The sequence below is a fragment of the Nocardia cyriacigeorgica genome, from assembly GCF_010858045.1.
Lineage (GTDB): Bacteria > Actinomycetota > Actinomycetes > Mycobacteriales > Mycobacteriaceae > Nocardia > Nocardia cyriacigeorgica_E.
In genome coordinates this window covers 208,397-233,664 of record NZ_JAAGVC010000001.1, presented here as the reverse complement: position 1 = coordinate 233,664, position 25,268 = coordinate 208,397, and the positions used below count along the sequence as shown (strand labels likewise).

Here is a 25,268-nt window from a genome sequence, read left to right as displayed (position 1 = left end):
GCGTTCACGGCAGGTGTGCGGCCAATTCCTCACTGACGACGGCCGCCTGCCCACACGACTCGCCCACCGCGGGTTTGCCGCCGTGCAGGCGCAGCGAGAACATGACGCTCCCATCCGGCACCACCACGCTGACCGCGCAGGTCGACATGTTCACATCCTGGATCGCGCGGTATTTGACCGCGGTGCGTCCATCGACATACACCGAGGTGTACTCCTTGAACTCGGGGTCTTGCCGCACCTCATCCAGTGATCGGTCGGTGGACACCACCGTCATATCGAAGGCGCCGTTCGCGGATTGCCACTGGCAGGTGAGCCACTCCGGACGCCAGGAGCCGGTGATCTTCTGCTCGGTGGCGGCATCGAGCCCAGCTGCCGAGAGTGCCGATTCGGGCAATGCGCAGGGGTCCCACAGTCCGGCGCCGCCGGGGGCCGGAGTCGGTTCGGCGGCCGGTTCCGGAGCCGGTTCTGCCGCCGGTCCGGTCGCTGGCGCGCGGTCACCCGGTGCGGATTCCGGTGGAGCCACGGGAACCGGTGCCGCGCTGCCACTTTCCGCGCCGGGCGCACCGGGCGCCGCGCTGCCGGCCGTCGTGGTCGCGGCACCGGCGGTCGCGCGGGCCGCGGTCGAGGTGCCTGTTTTTCCGTCGCCCGGACCTGCTTCCCCCGATTCGCCGCCACAACCGGCGAGCACGAGCCCCACACCGCACACGACCGCGATGCCCAGCGTCTTCGTACGTCTCATCATTGTCGAGATTCCCTTACTGCCAAGCATTCTCGAGGACCTTCGGCCAGCGCGTCAGGAACTTCCGGGGCTTACGAGCGTGAACCCGACAGCTTGATCGACAACGAAAAACGAGCCGTTACATAGCGGCACGCTGTGAATGTGGGGAGCTCGACGTCATGTGCTCGCGACGGCTGGAGCGCCGCCGTTACGGCACCGCGCGTGCTACCGCGCCTATTGCGGGCGCGCCGCATGGCCACGCCCCCAATGCAAGGAAGGCGCCCATGGGAACCCATGGGCGCCTTCATCGTTCAGCACTCAGTGCTTGCGGCGCGTCTTCGGCGCTCGCTTGCCCTTGGCCTGGGCGCGGGCGGCTTCGCGGCGTTCGCGGCGGGTGGCGTGCGAATCGTCGCCGTCGCCGTACTCCTCCGAGGCGCTGTGCACGGCGGCGTGGCCGCCCTCGTCGGGACCGGAGTAGCTCAGACCGCGCGGACCGGAGGTGTCGATGCCCTTGGCGCGCAGTGCCGCGGGCGCGCCGTTGGCGGCGGGCTGTGCCGGAGCCGGAGCGGGGGCCGCCATGGCACCGACCGGGGAACGCAGGCCGGGATCGACCGCGACGCCCTCCGGCTGCGGCTGCTGCACCTCGACCTGGAGGTTGAACAGGTAGCCGACCGACTCCTCCTTCAACCCGTCGAGCATCGCGGTGAACATGTCGAAGCCCTCACGCTGGTATTCGACCAGCGGGTCGCGCTGGGCCATCGCGCGCAGGCCGATGCCCTCCTTGAGGTAATCCATCTCGTAGAGGTGTTCGCGCCACTTGTGGTCGAGCACCTGCAACAGCACCTGACGTTCCAGGGTGCGCATGCTGCCCTCGCCCGCGAGGCCGTCGATCTCGGCCTCCCGCTTGGCGTAGGCGTCGTGCGCGTCCTGCAGCAGCGCCTCGAGCAGCTCCTCGCGGGTGAGTTCGCCGGCTTCGCCGATCCCGGTCTCGCCGACCAGCTCCTTGTAGTCGATGCCCACCGGATACAGCATCTTCAGTGCGGACCAGAGCTTTTCCAGGTCCCAGTCCTCGACGTAGCCCTCGGCGGTGGCGCCGTCGACGTAGGCGGTGATCACATCGGTGATCATCTCCTGGACCTGGCCCTCCATGTCCTCACCGCGCAGGATCCGGTTGCGCTCGCCGTAGATGACGGTGCGCTGCTGGTTCATCACCTCGTCGTATTTGAGGACGTTCTTGCGGATCTCGAAGTTCTGCTGCTCGACCTGGGTCTGCGCGCTCTTGATGGCCTTCGAGACCATCTTCGCCTCGATCGGCACATCATCGGGCAGATTGAGCCTGGTCATGATGGCCTCGAGCGCGGCGCCGTTGAAGCGGCGCATGAGCTCGTCACCGAGCGAGAGGTAGAACCGCGACTCACCGGGATCGCCCTGACGGCCGGCGCGACCACGCAGCTGGTTGTCGATACGACGCGACTCGTGCCGCTCGGTGCCGAGCACGTACAGCCCGCCCGCCTCGCGCACCCTGTCGGCGTCTTCGGCGGTTTGCGCCTTGACCTGCTCGAGGGTGGGCAGCCAGGCCGCCTCGTACTCCTCGGGGGTGTTCACCGGGTCCAGGCCCTGCTTGCGCAGCATGATGTCGGTGATGATGTCGGGGTTGCCACCGAGCACGACGTCGGTACCACGACCGGCCATATTGGTCGCCACCGTGACCGCGCCCGGCCGACCGGCCTCGGCGATGATCTCGGCTTCCTTCTCGTGGAACTTCGCGTTCAGCACGTTGTGCGCGATACCGCGCTTGGTGAACTGCTTGGACAGGTACTCCGAGCGCTCGACGCTGGTGGTACCGATCAGCACCGGCTGGCCCTTTTCGTGCCGCTCGACGACATCGTCGACCACGGCGGCGAACTTGGATTCCTCGGTCTTGTAGATGAGGTCGGCCTGGTCGGCGCGGATCATCGGCTTGTTGGTGGGGATCGGGATGACGCCGAGGTTGTAGATCTGGTGCAGCTCGGCCGCCTCGGTTTCGGCGGTACCGGTCATGCCCGAGAGCTTGTCGTAGAGCCGAAAGTAGTTCTGCAGCGTGATGGTGGCCAGCGTCTGGTTCTCCGGCTGGATCTCGACGCCTTCCTTGGCCTCGATCGCCTGGTGCATGCCCTCGTTGTAGCGGCGGCCGACCAGGATGCGGCCGGTGAACTCGTCGACGATGATCACTTCGCCGTCGCGGACGATGTAGTCCTTGTCGCGGGTGTAGAGCTCCTTGGCCTTGATGGCGTTGTTCAGGTAGCTCACCAGCGGCGAGTTCGCGGCCTCGTAGAGGTTGTCGATGCCGAGCTGATCTTCGACGAATTCGACGCCGGCCTCGTGCACACCGATGGTGCGCTTCTTGATGTCGACCTCGTAGTGCAGGTCCTTCTTCAGCAGCGGCGCGATGCGCGCGAATTCGGCGTACCACTTCGAGGAGGCGTCGGCCGGCCCGGAGATGATCAGCGGGGTGCGGGCCTCGTCGATGAGGATGGAGTCGACCTCGTCGACCACGGCGAAGTTGTGCCCGCGCTGGACCAGATCCTCCAGCGAGTGGGTCATGTTGTCGCGCAGGTAGTCGAAGCCGAACTCGTTGTTGGTGCCGTAGGTGATGTCGGCGTTGTAGGCCAGGCGACGCTGCGCGGGCGTCATGCCGGACAGGATCGAGCCGACCTCGAGCCCGAGGAAGCGGTGCACGCGGCCCATCCACTCGGAGTCGCGCTTGGCGAGGTAGTCGTTGGTGGTGACGATGTGCACGCCGTCGCCGCTGATGGCGTTGAGGTAGGCGGGCAGCACCGAGGTCAGGGTCTTGCCCTCACCGGTCTTCATCTCGGCGATATTGCCCAGGTGCAGCGCGGCGCCACCCATGATCTGAACCTTGTAGTGCTTCTGGTTCAGCACCCGCCACGATGCTTCGCGGGCCACCGCGAACGCCTCTAGCAGCAGGTCGTCGAGGGTTTCACCATCGGCGTAGCGCTGCTTGAACTCCTCGGTTTTGGCGCGCAGCTCGTCGTCGGTGAAGTCCTCGTAGTCGGACTCGAGTGCGAGAACCTCCTCGGCGAGGTGGGACAGCCGCTTGACCATGCGACCCTCACCAATCCGTAGCAACCTCGTCAGTGTCAGCGCAGGCACGGGTCTCGTCAGTCCTCTGGTCGGTGTGTCGTCGTGTCCCCGGCCCCCCCGGGCCGGTACGCACGGCCCGCGTGGTGCGGAAGCCGCAGCTCGCTTCATGGTAATGCGGCACCCATGGTAGGCGCCGTGGTCAGCCGCTCGCAGGGCCGGGCCGAGGACCGGCGGGGCAGCCATCGTCACGCGCGGTGTCGATGTGGATGAACCCAACGGTACCCGTGCACGACGCATTCGCGGGAGATGCCACAGAATGGGACAAGAATCGATGTGGCGGGACCACAATGGTCGGGACGGGCTGCTCGCGGAGGCGGCACGGGAAGGAGCATCGGGCAGCGTGATCACGAGGCTGACGCCGCAGGACGCGTCCTTCTATCGACTCGAGTCGAGCAGCAACCCGATCCACATCGGCTCTCTCGCGATCCTCCAGAACACCACCGCCGATTCCGGCGACGGTCACAGCAAGCCCGTGCTCGACTACGACCGCCTGGTCGATCTGGTCGAGTCCCGGCTCTCGCTGGTGCCGCGCTACCGCAGGAAGGTGCGCGAGATCCCGCTGTCGCTTGGCAGGCCGGTCTGGGTGGAAGACAGCCGATTCGACATCAACTACCACATCCGCCGCTCCGCGCTGCCGGCTCCCGGCTCCGACGAACAGCTGCACGAACTGGTGGCCCGGCTCTCCTCGCGTCCACTCGATCAGGGCAGGCCGCTGTGGGAGATGTATCTGATCGAGGGCCTCTCGGGCGGGCGCTGCGCGGTGTTCACCAAATCCCATTCTGCCCTGGTCGACGGCGAGAGCGCGCTGGAGATCGGGCACGTCATCCTGGATTCGGGCACCTCACCGCGTGGCTTCGCCGACGACGCCTGGTGCGCCCCGCGCGAGCCGAGCGATACCGAACTGCTGGTGGGCGCGCTGACCCAGCTGGCAGGCCAGCCCAGCGAGGCGATCGAGGTGCTGCGGGAGGCGGGTTCGAGCGGCTTCGGATTGCTCGGCGCCGCCGGGCGCGCGGTCGATTCGGTGGTGTCGACGGTGCGATCGGTCACCACCGGCGCACCGGACAGTCCGCTCAATGCCCGCACCTCCCGGCAGCGCCGGTTCGACGTCGTCACCACCGGGCTGGAGGATTACCGCAAGATCAAGCGCCGCTTCGACTGCTCGATCAACGACGCGATCCTGGCGGTGGTCACCGGCGCGCTGCGCAACTGGCTGCTCTCACGCGGCGAGGCGCTGGTCGACTCGAGCGTGCTGCGGGCGGTGGTGCCGATGTCGGTCTACGTCGACGGCTCCGACGACACCGTCAAACCCGCCGGTGAGGTGTCCTCGTTCCTCATCGACCTGCCCGTCGGCGAACCCAATCCGGTGATGCGGCTCTCGCACATCTCGCACGCCACCGAGGCCACCGCCAAGAGCAGGCGCGGTGTGCGGGCGCGCACCCTGGTGCATCTGGCCGGATTCGCACCGGCCAGCCTGCACGCGATGAGTGTGCGGGCGGCGAGTACCTTCGCAGAACACACGTTCAATCTGGTGATCACCAACGCGCCGGGTCCGCAGACGCCGATGTACATCGGTGGCGCGCGGATGCTGGAGATGTATCCGGTGTCGCCGTTGCTGCGTAATCAGGTGACGAGCATCGGGATCACGTCCTATGACGGGCGGGTCTTCTACGGGCTCAATGCCGACCGCGATGCGATGGCCGATATCGGGGTGCTGTCGGCGTCGGTGCACGAATCCATGGAGGAGATGCTCGGTGCCTGCCTCTGAGAGCAAGCTGCGCGTCTATGTGCCCGCGACCGTGCCGATGCTGCGCGACCTGGTCGAACAGCGTGAGTTGCGCGCGGTCGGCGCGACGGCGTTCGCGGTCACCCCGGCGCTGCGGGAGGCCTACGCCTCCGGCGACGACGAGGAGCTGGCCGAGGTCGCCATGGGCGAGGCCGCCCGCGCCGCGCTGCGGTTGATCGCCGCCGAACGCGACGCCATCACCGAGGCCATGGCTTCCGGCGACGAACCCGACGAGGCGGCGCCTGCGGCCCTGCCGGATGCCCCGGTCTACCGCAGGGCGGTGATCGCCGCCGACGTCACCGGCGCGAAGCTGCGCCCCGACCTCGACGACGCCGTGGTGCGGCTGTCCGGTCCGATCACCTACGACCGGATCGCCTCGGTGCACGTCGACCTGGCCGACGCCGAACCGGCGGTCGCCAAGGCGGTCGACGTCATCGACGCCGCCGACCTCGGCGATCCGGACGCCGAATTCGTCCTCGGCGACGCCGAGGACCATCAGCTGGCCTGGTACGCCGCCCAGGAATTGCCGTTCCTGCTCGAATTACTCTGAGCCGTCGTCCTGACACCACCGCACCGAGCGGATAACCTACGATGCCGTAACCTTGCGGGCAGGCGGTGGACCGGTCCGCCAACGATCAGGGAGACGAACGGCAGCGATGGTTTTCAAGAGTGTCCGCGATTGGCTCGAGGCACCGGCCGCGAGCGTCGCCGAGCGCGGCGGACGGTTGAACGTGCTGCGCGGCGCGGTGGCCAGGGTGACCACCCCGCTGCTGCCCGACGACTACTTGCACCTGGCCAACCCGCTGTGGTCGGCCAGGGAGCTGCGCGGACGCATCGTCGACGTGCGCTCGGAGACCGCTGATTCGGCGACCCTGGTGATCAAGCCGGGCTGGGGCTTCGACTTCCAGTACCAGCCCGGCCAGTACATCGGCATCGGCCTGCTGGTCGACGGCCGCTGGCATTGGCGCTCCTACTCGCTCACCTGCCCCCCGGACTGGACCGATGCCGAGGCCGGCGGACGCAGGGGCAAGCAGAAGGTCATCTCCATCGCGGTCAAGGCGATGCCGGAGGGCTTCCTATCCAGCCATCTGGTCAACGGCGTCCCGGTGGGCACCATCGTGCGCCTGGCCGCACCGCAGGGCTCGTTCGTGCTGCCGTCTCCGCCGCCGGAGAAGGTGTTGTTCCTCACCGCCGGCAGCGGCATCACTCCGGTGATGTCGATGCTGCGGGCGATGGACCGCCGCGAGGTGGTCACCGATGTGGTGCACATTCATTCCGCGCGCACCGCCGAGGACGTCATGTTCGGCGATGAACTGCGCGAGCTCGACGCCAAGCATCCCGGCTTCACCGCGCAGCTGCAGCTCACCGGACAGCAGGGCAAGTTCAGCGTGGCCGCGCTCGACGAGCGCATCCCCGATTGGCGCGAACGCCAGACCTGGGCCTGCGGACCGCTGCCGATGCTCGATGACATCGAAAAGCACTGGGCCGAGGCCGGTATCAGCGAGCGGCTGCACGTCGAGCGATTCGAGATCGAGCGTTCCGCGGTCGGTGAGGGCGGCACCGTCACCTTCGGGCGCAGCGGCCGCACCACCGAGGTGGACGGTGCGACCAGCCTGCTCGAGGCAGGCGAGGCGGCCGGTGTGCAGATGCCGTTCGGCTGCCGGATGGGTATCTGCCAGACCTGTGTGGTCACCATCGCCTCCGGGCATGCCCGCGATCTGCGCAACGGTAACGAGAAGCGCGAAGGCGAGAAGGTTCAGACCTGTGTGTCGGCCGCGGCCGGTGACTGCACGCTCGACGTATGAGCGAGTCCGGTCGATCGGACGCGACTGAATCGGGTGTTCGGCGGGTACCCTCTGGGTAAGTCGACTACGGCCCCTCGCGGCCGATCGGATACGGCCCGCCGGGCTGATCGAAGACAGAAGGGACGCCGGTGGCCATCACCGACATCAAAGCCTTTGCCCATCTGACGGCCACCGACATCGAGACCCTCGGACATGAGCTCGATTCCGTGCGCCGGTCGGTGGAGCAGTCGCTGGGCGAACGGGACGCCAAATACATCCGTCGCACCATTGCCGCTCAGCGCGCGCTGGAAGTGGCCGGGCGCGCCGTGCTGTTCGGCAGCCGCAACCGCTGGGCCTGGGTCACCGGCACCGCGCTGCTGTCGGTGGCCAAGATCATCGAGAACATGGAGCTCGGCCACAACATCAGCCACGGCCAGTGGGACTGGATGAACGATCCGGAGATCCACTCCACCACCTGGGAATGGGATATGACAGGCCCGTCGGCGCAGTGGCGCCGCGCGCACAACTACTCCCATCACACCTACACCAACGTGCTGGGCAAGGACGAGGATCTCGGCTTCGGCATCCTGCGGATGACCAGGGACGAGCCCTGGCGCCCGGTGCACCTGGTGCAGCCGGTGGCGAACCTGATCCTGGCGGCGACCTTCGAGTGGGGCATCGCGCTGCACGACTGGAGCATCGAGAAGGAACTGGCGGGCATTCCCAGCCGTCAGCTGAAGTCCGAACCCAATATCGTGTTCGGCCGCAAGATCGCCAGGCAGGTGGCCAAGGACTTCCTGTTCTATCCCGCGCTCACCGGGCCGGCCTTCATGTCGACGCTGAAGGCCAACGCGACCGCGAACCTGATCCGCAACCTGTGGGCCTACGCGGTGATCTTCTGCGGCCACTTCCCCGACGGCGCCGAGAAATTCACCATCGAGCAGCTCGAAGACGAGACCAGCGGCGAGTGGTACCTGCGCCAGATGCTCGGTAGCGCCAATTTCAAGGCCGGGCCCGCGATGGCGTTCATGAGCGGCAATCTCTGCTACCAGATCGAGCATCACCTGTTCCCGGATCTGCCGAGCAACCGCTATGCGGAGGTCTCCCAGCGGGTGCGCGAGCTGTGCGACAAGTACGACCTGCCCTACACCACGGGTTCGCTGGGCAAGCAGTATCTGCTGGCGTTCCGCACCATCCACAAGCTGGCGTTGCCGGACCGGTTCCTGCGCCGCACCTCCGACGATGCGCCCGAAACCTCCTCCGAACGCAAGTTCGCCGGCATCACCCTGCCCTCCCCGGTGACGAACTGGTCCGGCACCGAGCATCTGCACTGGTCCATCGATCCGGCCACGGGTCGCCGCCGGGGCCTGCGCTCGGCCATGCACGAGGCCAGGACAGTGCTCCAGGAGAAGGCCAGGCACGAGAAAGAGGTGCTGCGCGAGGCCAAGCGCGCCCTCAAGGAGAAGGCAAGACACGAGAAGGAAGTGCTGCGCGAGGCCAAGCGCTCGCTGAAGGAGCGGGCGAAGTCGGAACGGGAGTCGCTGCGCCGCGAGTACCGGTCGCGGCGGGCGGGAAAATAACAGGTTTCACCGGCTGAAGGCAATGCGGGATTTGCCACAATTTCGGCAAGATCTCGGCAACCTACGGTCTCGTAACTTACGGTACTGTAACCGCCATGGCGATCTCGGATGTCAAGGAGTACGCGCACCTCACCGAAGCCGATGTGGAGGCACTCGGCGCGGAGTTCGACGCGATTCGGCGGGAAATCGAATCCTCGCGTGGTGAACGGGACGCACGCTACATCCGCAATGTCATCAGGTTGCAGCGTGCGCTCGAGATCAGCGGCCGCACCGTGCTGTTCGCCAGCTTCCTGCCGCCGGCCTGGCTGGCCGGCGTGGCCCTGCTCGGCACCGCCAAGATCATCGAGAACATGGAGATCGGGCACAACGTCATGCACGGCCAGTGGGACTGGATGAACGATCCGGAAATCCACTCCAGCTCCTGGGAATGGGACAACACCGGCCCGGCCAAGCACTGGAAGCACACCCACAACTACCTGCACCACAAGTACACCAATGTGCTCGGCATGGACGACGACATCGGCTACGGCCTGCTGCGCGTGACGCGCGATCAGCGCTGGAAGCCGTTCTACCTCGGCAACCCGGTGTACAACCTGGTGTTGCAGCTGTTCTTCGAGTACGGCGTCGCCATCCAGCATCTGGAGTTGGGCAAGCTGGCCGCGGGCAAGTACAAGCCCGGCTCCCCCGAGCGGGCCGAGTTCGAACGCAAGCGTGCTGAGGTGCTCACCAAGATCGGTAAGCAGACGCTCAAGGACTACGTGGTGTTCCCGCTGCTGACCGGCCCGGCGTTCTTCAGCACGCTCACCGCCAATCTGGCCGCGAACATGGTCCGCAATGTCTGGACCAATGCCGTCATCTTCTGCGGCCACTTCCCGGACGGGGCGGAGAAGTTCACCAAGGCCGATATCGACAACGAGACCCAGGGCGAGTGGTACCTGCGGCAGATGCTCGGCAGCGCCAACATCTCCGGCGGCCCGATCATGCACTTCATGACCGGCAACCTGAGCCACCAGATCGAGCACCACATCTTCCCGGACCTGCCGAGCAACCGGTACGCCGAGATCGCGGTCCGGGTGCGTGCACTGGCCGAGAAGTACGACCTGCCCTACACCACCGGCTCGCTTCCGGTGCAGTACTTCAAGGCCTGGCGCACCATCCTGAAGCTGTCGCTGCCGAACAAGTACCTGCGCCACACCGCCGACGACGCCCCGGAGACCGCGTCCGAGCGCAAGTTCAACGGCAACACCACGCCGAGCTTCGACCCGGTCACCGGTCGCCGTCGCGGACTGCGCACGGCGCTGGCGGAGGGCCGCCGCCGCTTCGCCCGTAAGGCCCTGCCGATCGGCTGATATCGGCTCGTCGACGTGCACCCGGCCCGCCTTCACCTCGGTGATGTGCGGGCCGGGCTCGTGGCACGCAGGCCCGGTGGATCCCCCGTGATTGACTCTCCGGGTGAGTGCTCCACCGATATCCGTGTACGACGCCATCCGGATGCGCCGCGATGTCCGCGCCGAGTTCACCGGCGAGATCGTCGACGACGACACCCTGTGGCGCATCCTCGACGCCGCCCATCGCGCGCCCAGCGTCGGCAATTCGCAACCGTGGGATTTCGTCGTGGTGCGTGATCGGGACCGGTTGCGCACCTTCGCGGAGCACGTCGCCGGAAAGCGCCGTGAGTTCCACGACAGCCTGCCACCGGACCGCGCGGCCACCTTCGACCCGATCAAGATCGAAGGCATCGAGCAGAGCGGCACCGGGATCGTGGTCACCTACGACCACGACCGTGGCGGGCCGCAGGTACTCGGGCGCGCCACCGTCCCCGAGACAGGCGTGTACTCAGCGGTTCTCGCGATCCAGAACCTCTGGCTGGCCGCCACCGCCGAGGGCATCGGCGTGGGATGGGTGTCGTTCTACGAGCCGGGATTCCTGAGCGAACTGATCGGGGCGCCGGAGGGAATCCGCCCGATCGCCTGGCTGTGCGTCGGGCCGGTGCGGGAATTCCAGCAGGTCCCCGATCTGGAACGGTTCGGGTGGCGCGCCGGACGGCCGATCCACCAGGCGGTGCACCGCGAGACCTTCGGTTGCGCCGACCCCGATCCCCGCTGACCGGTCACCCGAGCGGACGATCGGCCCGGCCGCCGCACCCCGGCCGGGCTCCCGTCGCCTCGACAACCCGCTCAGACCCGCTCGAGCACCGCCGAGGCACCGATACCGCCGGCGGCACAGATCCCGAGTAGCGCGGTCTCCTTCCCGGACAGGGCCAATTCGTTCGCCATGGTCGTCACCATCCGGGCCCCGGTCGCGCCGAACGGATGCCCGATCGACACCGAGCCGCCGTGCACGTTCAGCGTGTCGATATCGACCTCGCCGACCGCGGTATCGCGGTCCAGCCGGGTCTTGGCCCATTCGTCGCTGGCCAGTGCCGACAGCACCGACAGGGTCTGGGCGGCGAACGCCTCGTGGATGTCGACCAGGTCCACGTCGGCCAAGGACATGCCAGCCTTGTCCAGCGCCCGCGGCATGGAGATGGCCGGGCCGATGAGCACCTGGTCGGTGGGATCGACGCTGACATAGCTCCAGGAGCGGAACGCGGCGAGCGGCTGGTAGCCCAGCGCCCGCGCGGTCTCCTCGCTCATCAGCAGCACCGCCGACGCGCCGTCGGTGAGCGGGCTGGCATTGCCGGCGGTGACGCTGCCGTCCTCGGCGAACACCGGCTTCAGCTTCGCCAGCTTCTCGACACCGGTGTCGGCGCGGACCAACCCGTCGCGGGTGATCCTCGCGCCGTCGGGAGTGTCGACCGCGAGCACCTCCCGGTCGAAACGGCCAGAGGCGATGGCGGCGGCGGCCCGGTGGTGGGAGCGGGCGGCGAACTCGTCCTGGGCGGCCCGGCTGATGCCGTGGATACGCGCCATCTTCTCCGCCGACTCCCCCATCACCTCACCGGTGGTGCGTTCGGCGATCTTCGGCCGCGAAGGCAGCAGATCGGTGAACGGCGCCAGCTGAGCGATCGCCGACAGATAGTCCTTGGGTTTCGGTTTACCCAGCGCCAGCGGCGCCATCGCGTGCACGATCTTCTGTGGCAGCTTGACCTCGGCGCCGCTGGTGGAATCGCTGCCGCCGGCGATCATGATGTCGTATTCACCGCGCTCGATGGCCGCTGCCGCCGAGGTCACCGCCTGCAAACCCGAGGCGCAGGCCCGGGTGACGGTATAGCCCTCGCAGCCCGGGTCCAGCTTCAGATCCAGGGCGATCTCACGCGCGATATTGGGTGCCGCGCTGGGCAGCACCACCCCACCCCACACGATCGCCTGCACCTGGTCCCCCGCCAGGCCGGTGCGTTCCAGCAGACCGCGTACCGCGATATCGGCGAGGTCGATCGAATCCAGCCGGGTGTAATCGGTGAACGCGCGCACGAACGGAGTCCGTGCGCCGGAGACGATCACGGCACGGCGAGCAGCCCTGGTTGCCATGCGAATTCCTTTCAGCCATCGGACCCTCCAACTTACTCAGAAGTAAGTTGTGCGTCGAGGAAACGCCGGAAACGACGAGACCCGGCCGGTGCGCCAAGCACCGGCCGGGTCGCCGGGAATCATCGAATGCCGTGGCGGCGGTGCTCGAACCGCGGCCTCGGCGTGGCCGTCAGGCCAGTCGGATCAAGCCGTAATCGAAGGCATGTCGGCGATAGACCACCGAGGGTCGGTCGGTTTCCTTGTCGTGGAACAGGAAGAAATCGTGCCCGACGAGTTCCATCTGGTACAGGGCGTCGTCGACCGTCATCGGCGTGTCCGGGTGCACCTTCGTGCGCACGATATGGCCGGGGCCCGCCGCGTAGTCGGCGTGCTCATCACTTTCCCGGCCGCGGGACTCGTCGGGGTGCTCATGCGCCCCTCCGCCCGGCTCGAACAGCGACTCGTCGATCAGGTCCGCGGTGGCCTGGGCGACCGAGACCGGCGTCTTCTCGCCGTAGTGCACCCGGCGGCGGTCCTTGGTGCGGCGCAGCCGGCTCTCCAGCTTCGCCGTCACCGATTCGAAGGCGGCGTAGAAGCTGTCCGCGCAGGCTTCCGCGCGCACGACCGGACCTTTGCCACGGGCGGTGATCTCCACACGCTGGCAGGCCTTGCGTTGACGACGATTGCGCTCGTGGAACAGCTCGACATCGAACAGGAATATCGACGGGTCGAAGCGTTCCAGTCGAGATAGCTTCTCCGACACATAAATTCGGTAATGGTCGGGGACCTCGACATTGCGGCCCTTCACCACGATGTCGGCGCGAGTGGCTCGTGGGCGGTCCGCCTCGGGTTGCTCGGGCCGCTGAGCGTCCAGCGTCGAAGGATCTACATCTTGCACTGAAGGTCGTGAAGAAGTCGTCACGCGTACCTCCCGGATCTGGCCGCACGACCCGATTGGCGTGCGGCGGGATTGAGACGTGCCGGTCGGTCTGCCGGATGACAGCCGCTCGGCACCATGTGTCCGAGACCCACCTCCAAACTGCCGGTTCGGGTGTGTGACCGCGACGCTAGTACGACAACCGCTGGTCCGCCACTGTTCACGCAAATTTCCTGAAGTCAAGCCGCGCACGTCACCAACACCGCGTCCACGGCCACCCCGGCCCCGGTCAGCGCACGGATCGACTCGGCGGCCGTCGCCCCGGTCGTCAGCACATCGTCGACCAGCACCACCTGCGCGTTTTCCGGCAGCGCCGGAATGGGGGCGGTCATGATACGGCCTTGCAAGTTGTGTCTGCGTTCACCGGCGGAAAGGCCGACGGAGTCGTGTACACCCCGCCACACGGTCAGCACCGGCAGCACCTGGCAACCGGGCAGCCAACCCGCTGCCGCGGCGGCCGAACGCACCACCGGATCGCCGCCGCGGCGCCGGGCGGCGACCCGGCGGCTGGGTGCCGGGATCAGCACCACCGGCCGGGTGTCGGCCCGCAACCGGCCGATGCCGCGGGCCAGCGCACGGCCGAGCGGATGGGCCAGATCCCGCCTGCGGCGTTCCTTGGCGGCCAGCACCGCCCGGCGCGGCGGGCCGGTGTAGCGGCTCAACGCCCAGCACGGGACGCCGGGATCGGTGCGCGGGCGCACCCGCTGCGGCGCACCGGCCAGATGGGCGTCGCACCGCGCGCACCAGCCAGCGCCCGCGCTCGCACAGCCGGCGCATTCCAGGGGCAACACCAGATCCAGCAGTGTTCGCATCGCCCGAGTGTGCCCGCACCCACCGACACGAACGGATCCGCGACGGGAAAGCGGGGGTCAGCCGGGCAGGATCGGTACCGCGCTGGCGCCCAGGCCGGGCACCTCACGCCAATATTGTTCGCCACCTTCGGGATTGGTGGTGAACTCCAGCACCGCCCGGGAATCGGCCACGTACTGGTGGTCCGGGGCCGCCGTCACCGAGCGGACCGGCGGGGTGAGGTTACGGGTGGTCTGCGAGATCAGCTGGGAACCGTCGATGGAGACGGTACTGACCGGGTCGACGTCACCGTCGCGGGCCAAGATGATGGTGTCGGCGGTCAGCCAGTTCAACGAGACCGCCGGCGTGCTGAGCCCGACCGCGATGGGCAGCGGTGAGGTCAGCGCGAACTTGCCGTCCGGGCGCCGTTCGACCACCGCCACGTACACCTTGCCGTCGGCGATCAGCGCGGCCCGCACGCCGGATCGCGCGATCCTGACCTCCGTGATGGGCAGCCGCAGCCCGCTGGAGCCGCTGGTCAGCGCGGAGATGTCGACATCCTGGACCGAGACGTTGCCGGTGGATCGATCGTTGACCACCCGGATCACCCGCTCGCCGTCGATCACTGCCCAGGCGGCCGTACCGTCCACCGTCCAGGACGGGCGACTGATGGTGGTGCCCTCGGCGACCGGGAACTGGTTGCCGCCGTAGCTGCCGATCATCAGCGTTCGCGGCGGTTCCGGAGCGGGCCTGCCCGCATCCGCCACGGCGGCGACCAGCTGGCCGTCGGGAGTGATCGCCACCGATTGCAGATTGCGCACCGCGCCGAAATAGCCGGGAGCCGGAGCGATTCCGTCGCTGTTCACCTCGACCAGGGCACCATCGCGCAGCGCGTGCAACCCCGTCTGGTTCTGCGCGAAGGCCTCGGGACTGTACTGGTGGATATCGGCCACCGACCAGCCGTTGGCGGCGAAGCGCTCATCGAGCGGTTTGCCGTCGGCCAGCAGCAGGTACGGGCCGAGGACGTCGGCCTTGGCCAGCGTGAGCACAATCTGGGCGGCCAGCAGTTCCCGTTCCCGTGGCGCAAGCGCGGAGGCGCCCGCGAGGTCGATGCGTACCCCGCCGAGACCGACGCCGACCTCCTCCGGGTCACCGTTGGCCTTGGTGATCGGGCCGCGCAACGTCACCCGCCGGGCGTCGAGTTCATTGCGCACCACGGGGGCGATGGCCGGCTGCGGGCCCTCACCGAGCAGGGTGAGCAGCCGCTGGGTCAGCTGATCCTTCGGCGAGGCGATCCACCGCGGATCCGGCACCAGCGCGCTGCCGGTCGGATCGACGAAGTACAGCACGTAACGCCGGTAGAACTTGGCGAACGCGGGCTTATCGATGACGACGCCGTCGGGCAGCTCATCGATGCGCCATTCGCCGTCGACCTTGCTCATCTCGACCTTGTACTCGAGCGGCGGTCCGTCGATGGCGCGGTAGGCGCCGTCGGGGGCGAGCTCGGCCACGCGCTGAGCGCGGATGCGGTAGGTCGCGGTGGTTTCGGTGCGCGATTCGAGCAGGGTGTCGGGCCGCTCGACGATCACCGTGCCCGCGGCGTCGTTCCATTTGGTGGCCGCCGACGGGTTCATGTACTGCCTGGCGGCCAGATGCCGGTTGGTCGGATCGGCGCTGGCTTGCAGGAAATCCAGCAGCAGCAGGCCGGGATCGCGGCCCTCCAGTGGCGCGGGCGGGCCGGCGGAGGTCGGTTCCCGGTTGATGGTGCCAAGCGCCTGCGGTTGCGAGGATTCCGGCAGGCTCGCGCAACCACCCAGCAGCAGGACCCCGGCCAGCGCGGCCGCCAGCGCGGCGAGTAATCGCCCGCGCGGCGTTCTGCTGGGGTCGGTGGGCCGCATGGTCATGGCTGTTTGTCTCCGGTGTCGGTGAGCACGGCGTCGGTGGGTGAGCCGGTGCCGGATGCGCCGTCGTGAGGCGTGCCGGTCCGGGTGGCTCGCGCATCCTCGGCCGGTCCGGTCGTCGCGGTATCGGAGTCCTGGCCCGGGCCGGAGGTCTGCGCCTCGGCCGCGCCGGGGCCGCCGGCCTCCGAGATCGCCGGGCCGGCCGCGGCCGGAGCGGATTCGGCCTCCGCCGCGGGCAGTTCGGCAACCGCCCGGACCTTGCGCACGCCCGGCTCCAACGGCAGCGGGCTCTTGCCCATCTTGCGGCCGCGCACCAGTGGCAACGTCAGCCGGAAGCTGGCGCCGACGCCGAGCTCACCCCAGGCCTCCAGTTTGCCATCGTGCAGATTCGCGTCCTCGACGCTGATCGACAGGCCCAGCCCGGTACCTCCGGAACGCCGCATCCGGGACGGATCCGAACGCCAGAACCGGCTGAAGACCAGCTTCTCCTCCCCCGGACGCAGCCCGACGCCCTGATCGCGCACGACCATGGCGACGGCATTGGCCTCGCTGTCGCCGCGCATCCGGATCAGCACCGGCTTGCCCTCGCTGTGGTCGATGGCGTTGGCCAGCAGGTTGCGCAGCACCCGCTCCACTCGGCGCGGATCGACCTCGGCGACCACCGGCTCCTCCGGCAGGTCGACGACCACCTCCACGCCGGATTCCTTGGCCAGATGCCGCACCGTCGAGACCGCGGCGCGCACGCACATCCGCACATCCAGCGATTCGACCTGCAACTCGGCCACACCCGCGTCGTGGCGACTGATCTCGAGCAGGTCGTTGAGCAGTCCCTCGAACCGGTCCAGCTCGGTGACCAGCAACTCGGCGCTGCGCGCGAGGGCCGGGTCGAGGTCTTCGCTGCTGCTGTGGATCAGGTCGGCGGCCATGCGCACCGTGGTCAACGGTGTGCGCAGCTCATGGCTGACGTCGGAGGTGAACCGGCGTTGCAGATTGCCGAACTCCTCGAGCTGGGTGATCTGGTTGGACAGGCTCTCGGCCATCTCGTTGAACGCCTCGGCCAGCCGCGCCATATCGTCCTCGCCGCGCACCAGCATGCGCTCGCGCAGCCGGCCGTCGGCGAATCGGCTGGCGATCCGCGCCGCCGACCGGATCGGCAATACCACCTGCCGGGTGACCAGCGCGGTGATCGCGGCCAGCAGCACCAGCAACACCAGACCGCCGACCATCATGGTGCCGCGCATCAGCGCCAGCGACCGCTCCTCATTTCCCAGCGGGAAGATCAGGTAGGTCTCGAGGGTCGGGTTGTCGGCGCTCGGACTGCCGATGATGAGGGCACGGCCCTGGTAGCCGTCCGGATCGTTCACCGTGGCGAACTGGTAGCTCACCTGGTTGCCCTGCACAAAGCGGCGCAGCTCGTCCGGGATCTGCTCGATCGGGCCCGCGGTGATCTGCTGCGGCGGGGTGCCGCCGACGATGCTCAACGCCGAGTCGAAGCTGCCCGCCGCGCTGCCGGACCGGCTCTCGCCACCGCGATCGGAGACCGCGGTGCGGGCATCGGCCAAGCGCTGGCGCAGCAGCGCAGGATCGTGGGCGCCCTGCAATTGGCTCTGCACCGTGGCGCGGGCGCGGTCCATCTCCTCGATCGCCGCGTTGATCTTGGCGTCCAGCAGCCGATCGGTGATCTGGCTGGTGAGCACCACACCGAGGATCGTGATGACGATCAGCGACAACGTCAGCGTCGAGACGATGACGCGCAGCTGCAACGACCGCCGCCACAGATGGCCGAGCGAACTCCCGACACCCTTGAACCACGCACCCACCGGCGCGAGCCCTCGCTGCAGCGAGGCGAGGCGGCCGCCTTCGTGCTCAGGCAAGCCGCCGCCTCCGAGTCATCGACCCGGACCGACGACCGATCACGGCGGTCCGGCCTTGTACCCAACCCCACGCACGGTCAGCACGATCTCCGGGTTCTCGGGATCCTTCTCGACCTTGGCGCGCAGGCGCTGGACGTGCACGTTCACCAGACGGGTATCGGCGGCGTGCCGGTAGCCCCAGACCTGCTCGAGCAGGACCTCACGGGTGAACACCTGCCGCGGTTTGCGCGCGAGCGCCACCAGCAGGTCGAACTCGAGCGGCGTCAGCGAGATCTGCTGACCTTCGCGGCTCACCTTGTGCGCGGGCACGTCGATGACAATGTCGGCGATGGTGAGCAGTTCGGCGGGCTCTTCCTCGGTGCGGCGCAGCCGCGCGCGCACGCGGGCCACGAGCTCCTTCGGCTTGAAGGGCTTGACGATGTAATCGTCGGCGCCGGACTCCAGGCCGAGCACCACGTCGACCGTGTCGGTCTTGGCGGTGAGCATCACGATCGGGACCCCCGAGTCGGCCCGCAGCACGCGGCAGACGTCGATGCCGTTCATGCCCGGCAGCATCAGGTCCAGCAGCACCAGATCGGGGCGGATTTCCCGGACCGCCGACAGCGCCTGCGTGCCGTCGCCGACCACATGCGGGTCGAACCCTTCCCCGCGCAGGACGATCGTGAGCATCTCTGCGAGTGCCATATCGTCGTCGACGACCAGAATCTTCGGCTTCATATCTCTATGTTGTCATCTCCCACGCCAGTATCGGGCCACCACGCGCATTACTGGTGCATGCGCGCCGCATATCCAACCTTATTCGCCCAGGATTTCCACACAACGGGCGAGTAGGGCGGCGCGATCGTCATCGGATCGGTATGTCCACCACGGGCCGTACCAGTCCCGCTCGGCCAGCTCCCGGTACACCGCACCGGTGCGAGCCTGTAATCCAGCGTCGCGCTCGTAGGCGTCGAGTGCCCGCGTCGAGTCGAGTTCGCCGCGCCTGCGGGCACGTTCGGCGGCCACCTCGGTGGGCACATCGAGCAGGACGGTGAGCGCGGGCACCGGCAGCTTCAGCCGGCCGAATTCCAAATCGCCCACCCAGCCGACGATTTCGCCGTCGGCGGACTGTTCGGCCCGGGCGGCCGAATACGCTGCGTTGGAAGCGACATAGCGATCCAGGATCACGATGTCGTTGCTGTCCAACAGGTTCGACAGCTCCATCGCCGCATCGGCACGGTCGAGCGCGAACAGGACCGCCATGGCATTGATCGAGGCGGCGAGATCGCCGTGCGATCCGCGCAATGCCTCGGCGGCGAGGTCGGCGTGAATCGAGCGGCCGTAGCCGGGGAAGGCGAGCGTGCCCGCGCGCAGCCCCCGCTCGCGCAGGGCCGCCAGCAGACCCTCGATCAGCGTCCGCTTACCGGCGCCGTCGAGCCCCTCGACCGCGATCAGTTCACCCATGGCCAGCAGGGTACTCGGGGCCGCCTCGGGCCGGAAATTCCTTCGGCGGGAGGCGCACATGGGTGAAGTGCCCGCGATTCTGATCCCAACAGGATTCGGGTCTCGCGATGGACGAGCGTAGCGGGAATGGTCGACATGCCCGGACCGATTCCGCCCCGGAGCATTCGAACGCCCATCGTCACTAGGGAGAACGCACACATGTCGTTGAAGCACGTCCTGTGCACCGCAGCCGTTGCCGTCGCGCTCGGGGTCACCGTCACCGGCGGTGCCACCGCCACGGCGGCGCCCCTCGCCCTCGAGCCCGCGGCGCCCGCCGCGGTCGTCCCGATCGATGACAGCGGCACCGGCAGCGCGTCGGGAAGCGCGGACATGGTGGTGGACGTACTGGAGCTGCTGGGCCAGATCGGGCGCGGCTGCACCCCCGGCACGGTGTGTTGATCCGGTCATCGCCACAACGAGAGTGGCCCGTCGACGTCTCCGTCGACGGCCCACTTCCCGTATCGCTGGATCAGTAGCGGTAGTGGTCGGGCTTGTACGGGCCCTCGACATCGACGCCGATGTATTCGGCCTGATCCTTGGTGAGCTTGGTCAGCGTGCCGCCGAGCGCCTCGACGTGGATCCGCGCGACCTTCTCATCGAGGTGCTTGGGCAGCCGGTAGACCTCGTTGTCGTACTCGTCGGGCTTGGTCCACAACTCGATCTGAGCGATCACCTGGTTGGAGAAGCTGTTGCTCATCACGAACGAGGGGTGGCCGGTGGCGTTGCCCAGGTTCAGCAGACGCCCCTCCGACAGCACGATGATCGACTTGCCGCTCTCCCCGAAGGTCCACAGATCGACCTGCGGCTTGATGTTCAAACGCGTTGCGCCCGAACGCTCCAGCGCCGCCATATCGATCTCGTTGTCGAAGTGACCGATATTGCCGAGGATGGCCTGATCCTTCATCGCCTTCATGTGATCGAGGGTGATGATGTCCTTGTTGCCGGTGGAGGTGATGACGATGTCGGCATCGGCGATGGCCTGCTCCACGGTGACGACGTCGTAGCCGTCCATCAGCGCCTGCAGCGCGTTGATCGGATCGATTTCGGTGACCTGCACCCGGGCGCCCTGTCCGGCAAGCGATTCCGCGCACCCCTTACCCACATCGCCGTAACCGCAGATCAGCACCTTCTTGCCGCCGATGAGCACATCGGTGCCGCGGTTGATGCCGTCGATGAGGGAGTGGCGGGTGCCGTACTTGTTGTCGAACTTCGACTTGGTGACCGAGTCGTTGACGTTGATCGCCGGGAACACCAACTCCCCCGCCGCCGCGAACTGGTACAGCCGGAGCACACCGGTGGTGGTCTCCTCGGTGACGCCGCGCACGCTCTCGGCGATCGCGCTCCACTTACCCTTGTCGGTCTCGAAACGCTCCCGCAGCAGGTTCAAGAACACCGTGTACTCGGCGGAGTGCTCCTCGTCGGCCGGTGGGACCACGCCCGCCTTCTCGAACTGCGCGCCACGCAGCACCAGCATGGTGGCGTCGCCGCCGTCGTCGAGGATCATGTTGGCCGGCTCATCCGGCCAGGTGAGCATCTGCTCGGCCGCCCACCAGTACTCCTCCAGCGTCTCACCCTTCCAGGCGAACACCGGGGTGCCCTTGGGCTCGTCGACGGTGCCGTTCGGGCCGACGACGACCGCGGCCGCGGCGTGGTCCTGGGTGGAGAAGATGTTGCACGAGGCCCAGCGCACCTGCGCGCCCAGTGCGGTCAGGGTCTCGATCAGCACCGCGGTCTGCACCGTCATGTGCAGCGAACCCGAGATACGCGCGCCCTTCAGCGGCGCCACGTCGGCGTATTCGCGACGCAAAGCCATCAGGCCGGGCATCTCGTGCTCGGCAAGCCGGATCTCCTTACGACCGAACTCGGCCAAGGACAGATCCGCCACCTTGTAATCGATGCCGTTACGGACATCAGCGGTCAGCGACGTACGTGCGGGAAGTTCTGAGGTCGTCATGCGCCTGGATCAGCCTCTCTCCGGATATCGGTTCCGAAGCAAGGCTAGTCGCTCCCACCGCACCGGTGCTCGGCAACCGAGTCACCGGACTCAGGCCGTGGCCGCCCCGTGCCTGGCCAGCATCCGAACCCGCCTGCGCGGAGCGATATTGGCGCGGGTGATGTCCCCGTCGTAGTGCGCGAGCACGCGCGGATCCATCACCCGCCGCCACAGCGGCGGGATGGCCGCGAGCAGGATCATGGTGGCGTAGCCGGCGGGCAGTTGCGGCGCCTGTTGCGAACTGCGCAGGGTCTGATAGCGGCGGCCGGGGTTGGCGTGGTGGTCGCTGTGCCGCTGGAGGTGGAACAGGAAGATATTGGTGACGAGCCGGTCGCTGTTCCAGCTGTCGCGCGGCGAGCAGCGCCGGTAGCGGCCGCTGGGCCTGCGCTCACGCAGCAGCCCGTAGTGCTCGACGTAGTTGACCGTCTCCAGCAGCATCACGCCGATGACGGCCTGCAGCAGCAGGTAGGGCAGGATTCGCACGCCGAAGGCCACCATCAGGCCGCCGAACAGGACCACCGTCATCGACCAGGCCTGCAGGATGTGGTTGTGCACGCTCCACCAGCCGAGATCGCGGCGGGCCAGCCGGGCGCGCTCGAGCCGGATCGCCGAGCGGAATCCGCCGGACACGCTGCGCGGCAGGAATTCCCACAGCGATTCACCGAGCCTGGCGCTGGCCGGATCCTCCGGCGTGGCCACCCGCATGTGGTGGCCACGGTTGTGCTCGACGAAGAAATGCCCGTAGCCGGACTGGGCCAGCGCGATCTTGGCCAGCCAGCGTTCCAGGCGTTCGACGCGGTGGCCGAGTTCATGGGCGGCATTGATCCCGATGCCGGAGACCAGGCCGAGGGTGGAGGCCAACCCGAGTTTGTCGACGATGCTCAGTTCGTCGCCGGACCACAGATAGCCGGCCACGACCAGGCCGATCAGCTGGATGGGCAGGAACAGGTAGGTGCACCACCGGTAGTAGCGGTCGTTGGACAGCAGCTCGTAGTCCTCGTCGCGCGGGTTGCTGCCGTCCTCGCCGACGAGTTGATCCAGCACCGGAATCACGATCAGCACGATGATCGGGCCGATCCACCAGAAGATGGTCAACCCGGTATGCAACACCAGTTGAGAAGGCAGCAACGCGCACGCAGGCGCGATGAGACCGAGAGACCACAAGTGGCGTTTGGGATCGGCCGATCCCCTCGGTTTGCCAACCGTTTGCACGCTTGCCCCGCTAAAAATGAACCCTGACACCGACGGAGATCCATAGTCGCAGACGTGTGGTCTGTTACACCTTCCGTTGGCTGGGAAACGTGGTGACCGTTACAGCGCTGATAAGAGCGCGTTGTCTCGTCAAGCATGTGAGCGACATCACGGCATACCTGTGGCACGGGCGTGCTGCTTGCACGCAGCGGGTCGTCGCCGCATTAAAAGGCCACCATGGCGTAACTGGTCGGTTTACGACAGCCGCGCCCACCGCGGTGTCGAGCCCCCTCGGCCGCGGCTCGGCAGCACCGCAGCTACTGCACCCCGCGCGCGGCCAGAATCGCCTCGACATACGGACCGAGCAGCGCGCTCAACTCCTCGGGCGCGTCGCGCCCAGGAGCGGGCGGGGTGGGGATGTAGCTCAGGGCGATCCGCACGAGCGCCTGGGCCAGCACATCGGCCTCCGCGGCGGTGGCTTCGACCCAGCTGTGCCGGAACGCGACCGACAGCCGCTCGGTGGCGTGCTCGACCAGCGGCTCGGCATCGAGGGTGATCAGCCGCAGCAGATCGAGCTTGACCTCGCCCGCGACCAGCGAACGCACCAGCGGGTCGGCGGCGGCCTCGACGAAGAAGCCGGACAATCCCTGCCGGAACGCCGCGCGCGCGTCGCCGACGTTGTCGTCGATGGCGGCCCCGACGTGGTCGACCAGATCGTCGGCCAATCGCAGCGCATAGGCCTGGGCGAGGCCCGCGCGCGAGCCGAATTCGTTGTACAGCGTCTGCCTGCTGACACCGGCGCGAGTGGCCACATCCCCGAGGGTGATCTTGGACCAGTCGCGCTCGGTGAGCAGTTCGCGCATGGCGTCCAGGACCGAGCTGCGCAGCAGCTCCCGTGCGGCCTCCTGGTAGGGAAGTCTGGACCCGTTGCGCGGCATGCCTGCGACATTGGCACGGGCATCTGTCGCAGTCAAAAATCTCACGAGCGCTCGATCTCGACCATGAAGAAGTCGGCCTTGGCGGCGCCGCAGTCCGGGCAGGTCCAGTCGTCGGGGATGTCGTCCCAGCGGGTGCCGGGCGCGATGCCGTCCTCCGGCCAGCCCTTGGCCTCGTCGTATTCGAACCCGCACTGGATGCACTGGTACAGCTTGTACTCGGTCATGTCGTCCTCTCCTCCCGCGCCGGTCTACCGGCTCGCCTGATCGCTGCCGACCGGCTCGAAATCGATCTTTTCCCGCACCCCGCAGTCCGGACAGCACCAGTCGTCGGGCACCGCAGACCAGGGCGTGCCCGCAGGGAAGCCCTCATGCGGCTCGCCGGTGGCCTCGTCGTAGACGTAGTCGCACACCGGGCACCGATACGCGCTCACGGCGTGGCCTCCTGCCCGGCCGCGCCGTAGCGGGCCAGCACCTTGTCCCGCTTGGCCGGGTGGATATTGGCCCTGGTGATATCGCCGCCGTAGTGCGCGAGGACCCGCTTGTCCATCACCCGGCGCCAGATCGGCGGGAAGTACGCGAGCAGGATCATGCTCGCGTACCCGCTGGGCAGATTCGGCGCACCATCCCAGCTGCGCAGCGTCTGATAGCGGCGGGTGGGGTAGGCGTGGTGGTCGCTGTGGCGCTGCAGGTGATACAGGAAAATGTTGGTCACCAGGTGGTCGCTGTTCCAGCTGTGCACCGGCGCCGGCCGCTCGTAGCGTCCACTGGCCGTGCGCTGGCGCACCAGCCCGTAGTGCTCCAGGTAGTTGACCGCCTCCAGCAGGCTGAATCCGATCAACGCCTGCAACAGCAGATACGGCAGCACCTCGATACCGAACACCGCGATCAGCACCGCGAACAGCAGCACCGACATCAGCCAGGCACTGAGCACCTCGTTCTGCAAGGTCCACGGCTTCTTGCCGAGCCGCTCCAAGCGGGTCTTCTCCAGCCGCCACGACGAGCGCAGACCGCCGGCGACGGTGCGCGGCCAGAAGGCCCAGAACGTCTCGCCGACCCGGGAACTCGCCGGATCCTCCGGGGTCGCGACGCGCACGTGATGGCCGCGGTTGTGCTCGATATAGAAGTGGCCGTAGCAGGACTGGGCCAACGCGATGCGCGAGAGCCAGCGCTCCAGATCGACCTTCTTGTGGCCGAGTTCGTGGGCGGTGTTGATACCGATACCGCCGATGATGCCGACCGTGATGGCCAGGCCGATCTTGTCCACCACCAGCAGGCCGCCGTCGATGCCGAGCCAGCTCAGGTCGTCGGCGGTGATCAGGTAGCAGGCCATGATCAGCGAGGCGTACTGGAACGGCAGGTACAGGTAGGTCAGGTAGCGGTAGTACTTGTCGTTTTCCAGCCACTCCATCACCTCGTCGGGCGGGTTGGAGCCGTCCGGGCCGAAGAAGATGTCGGCCAGCGGGATGACCAGATACACCAGGATCGGGCCCAGCCAGAACGGCACATGCGCCAGGCGGGTCCAGCCCAGTTCGTTCAGCGCCCAGACGAGCGGAAGCCCGATGGTGAACAGTCCGGTGGGCGCGAACAGACCCCACAGCCACATATACCGCTTCCGGTCCCGCCAGGCCGGCGTCTCGGCCGCCAGACCTGCGGTTTCGGCATCAGTAGACATCGTCGTCTCCTCCATGCGACACACATCACATGT

General features: G+C 67.6%; 22 protein-coding genes. 7 read left to right on the top strand and 15 right to left on the bottom strand.

Features of this window, described 5'->3' with window-relative positions:
- Nucleotides 1-4: 4 nt before the first annotated feature.
- Both GV790_RS01060 and secA read right to left on the bottom strand, forming a co-directional pair.
- Nucleotides 5-742, bottom strand: a complete 738-nt coding sequence (locus GV790_RS01060) for a DUF3558 domain-containing protein (protein ID WP_163809473.1) — start codon at nt 740-742, stop codon at nt 5-7.
- 294 nt (nt 743-1,036) lie between these two features.
- Nucleotides 1,037-3,871 carry a preprotein translocase subunit SecA gene (gene secA / locus GV790_RS01055; protein ID WP_163809471.1) on the bottom strand — a complete coding sequence of 945 codons (2,835 nt, stop codon included), beginning with the start codon at nt 3,869-3,871 and terminating at the stop codon, nt 1,037-1,039.
- Nucleotides 3,872-4,202: 331 nt separating this feature from the next.
- Here secA and GV790_RS01050 point away from each other — a divergent pair, with 331 nt between their 5' ends.
- The 6 genes from GV790_RS01050 (at nt 4,203) to bluB (ending at nt 11,115) form a co-directional block, all read left to right on the top strand.
- On the top strand, nt 4,203-5,627 hold the full coding sequence (locus GV790_RS01050) for a WS/DGAT/MGAT family O-acyltransferase (protein ID WP_163809468.1): 1,425 nt from the start codon (nt 4,203-4,205) through the stop codon (nt 5,625-5,627).
- 37 nt (nt 5,628-5,664) lie between these two features.
- Nucleotides 5,665-6,195, top strand: coding sequence for a DUF6912 family protein (locus GV790_RS01045; protein ID WP_175585773.1), 531 nt, complete (start codon nt 5,665-5,667; stop codon nt 6,193-6,195).
- Nucleotides 6,196-6,301: 106 nt separating this feature from the next.
- Nucleotides 6,302-7,450 carry a ferredoxin reductase gene (locus GV790_RS01040; protein WP_163809465.1) on the top strand — a complete coding sequence of 383 codons (1,149 nt, stop codon included), beginning with the start codon at nt 6,302-6,304 and terminating at the stop codon, nt 7,448-7,450.
- A gap of 128 nt (nt 7,451-7,578) precedes the next feature.
- Nucleotides 7,579-9,009, top strand: coding sequence for a fatty acid desaturase (locus tag GV790_RS01035; RefSeq protein ID WP_163809462.1), 1,431 nt, complete (start codon nt 7,579-7,581; stop codon nt 9,007-9,009).
- Between the two features lie 95 nt (nt 9,010-9,104).
- Nucleotides 9,105-10,358, top strand: a complete 1,254-nt coding sequence (locus GV790_RS01030; RefSeq protein ID WP_163809461.1) for a fatty acid desaturase family protein — start codon at nt 9,105-9,107, stop codon at nt 10,356-10,358.
- 103 nt (nt 10,359-10,461) lie between these two features.
- On the top strand, nt 10,462-11,115 hold the full coding sequence (gene bluB, locus GV790_RS01025) for a 5,6-dimethylbenzimidazole synthase (protein WP_163809459.1): 654 nt from the start codon (nt 10,462-10,464) through the stop codon (nt 11,113-11,115).
- 71 nt (nt 11,116-11,186) lie between these two features.
- Here the strand turns inward: bluB and GV790_RS01020 are convergent, their stop codons facing one another.
- The 7 genes from GV790_RS01020 to GV790_RS00990 form a co-directional block, all read right to left on the bottom strand.
- A complete protein-coding gene (locus GV790_RS01020) occupies nt 11,187-12,479 on the bottom strand; it encodes an acetyl-CoA C-acyltransferase (RefSeq protein ID WP_163809456.1) in 1,293 nt (430 codons plus the stop codon).
- Between the two features lie 169 nt (nt 12,480-12,648).
- A complete protein-coding gene (gene hpf, locus GV790_RS01015) occupies nt 12,649-13,332 on the bottom strand; it encodes a ribosome hibernation-promoting factor, HPF/YfiA family (protein WP_178127449.1) in 684 nt (227 codons plus the stop codon).
- A 242-nt stretch (nt 13,333-13,574) separates the two neighbouring features.
- Nucleotides 13,575-14,207, bottom strand: coding sequence for a ComF family protein (locus GV790_RS01010; protein ID WP_163809452.1), 633 nt, complete (start codon nt 14,205-14,207; stop codon nt 13,575-13,577).
- Between the two features lie 57 nt (nt 14,208-14,264).
- Nucleotides 14,265-16,088, bottom strand: a complete 1,824-nt coding sequence (gene lpqB, locus GV790_RS01005) for an MtrAB system accessory lipoprotein LpqB (protein WP_163809450.1) — start codon at nt 16,086-16,088, stop codon at nt 14,265-14,267.
- On the bottom strand, nt 16,085-17,926 hold the full coding sequence (gene mtrB, locus GV790_RS01000) for an MtrAB system histidine kinase MtrB (RefSeq protein WP_306042365.1): 1,842 nt from the start codon (nt 17,924-17,926) through the stop codon (nt 16,085-16,087). Before mtrB ends, lpqB begins: the two co-directional genes overlap by 4 nt.
- A 72-nt stretch (nt 17,927-17,998) precedes the next feature.
- The gene (gene mtrA, locus GV790_RS00995) at nt 17,999-18,676 is read right to left on the bottom strand and encodes an MtrAB system response regulator MtrA (protein WP_014352544.1); all 678 of its coding nucleotides are present in this window, start codon (nt 18,674-18,676) and stop codon (nt 17,999-18,001) included.
- A 78-nt stretch (nt 18,677-18,754) separates the two neighbouring features.
- Nucleotides 18,755-19,402 (bottom strand): dTMP kinase, encoded by a 648-nt coding sequence (locus GV790_RS00990; protein WP_163809445.1) that lies wholly within the window; start codon nt 19,400-19,402, stop codon nt 18,755-18,757.
- Nucleotides 19,403-19,600: 198 nt separating this feature from the next.
- On the opposite strand from GV790_RS00990, the gene GV790_RS00985 reads away from it, so the two are divergent.
- Nucleotides 19,601-19,840 (top strand): hypothetical protein, encoded by a 240-nt coding sequence (locus tag GV790_RS00985; protein WP_163809443.1) that lies wholly within the window; start codon nt 19,601-19,603, stop codon nt 19,838-19,840.
- Nucleotides 19,841-19,910: 70 nt separating this feature from the next.
- Here the strand turns inward: GV790_RS00985 and ahcY are convergent, their stop codons facing one another.
- The 6 genes from ahcY to GV790_RS00955 form a co-directional block, all read right to left on the bottom strand.
- Nucleotides 19,911-21,395 carry an adenosylhomocysteinase gene (gene ahcY / locus GV790_RS00980; RefSeq protein ID WP_163809441.1) on the bottom strand — a complete coding sequence of 495 codons (1,485 nt, stop codon included), beginning with the start codon at nt 21,393-21,395 and terminating at the stop codon, nt 19,911-19,913.
- 90 nt (nt 21,396-21,485) lie between these two features.
- Entirely contained in the window at nt 21,486-22,646 is a 1,161-nt protein-coding gene (locus GV790_RS00975; protein WP_175585761.1) for an alkane 1-monooxygenase, read from the bottom strand.
- A 296-nt stretch (nt 22,647-22,942) separates the two neighbouring features.
- Nucleotides 22,943-23,563: a TetR/AcrR family transcriptional regulator gene (locus tag GV790_RS00970; RefSeq protein WP_163809438.1), complete on the bottom strand. Its 621-nt coding sequence runs from the start codon at nt 23,561-23,563 to the stop codon at nt 22,943-22,945.
- 41 nt (nt 23,564-23,604) lie between these two features.
- Entirely contained in the window at nt 23,605-23,787 is a 183-nt protein-coding gene (locus tag GV790_RS00965; protein WP_104359917.1) for a rubredoxin, read from the bottom strand.
- A gap of 24 nt (nt 23,788-23,811) precedes the next feature.
- Nucleotides 23,812-23,994 (bottom strand): rubredoxin, encoded by a 183-nt coding sequence (locus tag GV790_RS00960; protein ID WP_138449403.1) that lies wholly within the window; start codon nt 23,992-23,994, stop codon nt 23,812-23,814.
- Complete coding sequence (locus GV790_RS00955) at nt 23,991-25,235, bottom strand: alkane 1-monooxygenase (RefSeq protein WP_163809435.1); 1,245 nt, start codon at nt 25,233-25,235, stop codon at nt 23,991-23,993. The genes GV790_RS00960 and GV790_RS00955 overlap by 4 nt, the downstream gene beginning before the upstream one ends.
- Nucleotides 25,236-25,268 lie beyond the last annotated feature (33 nt).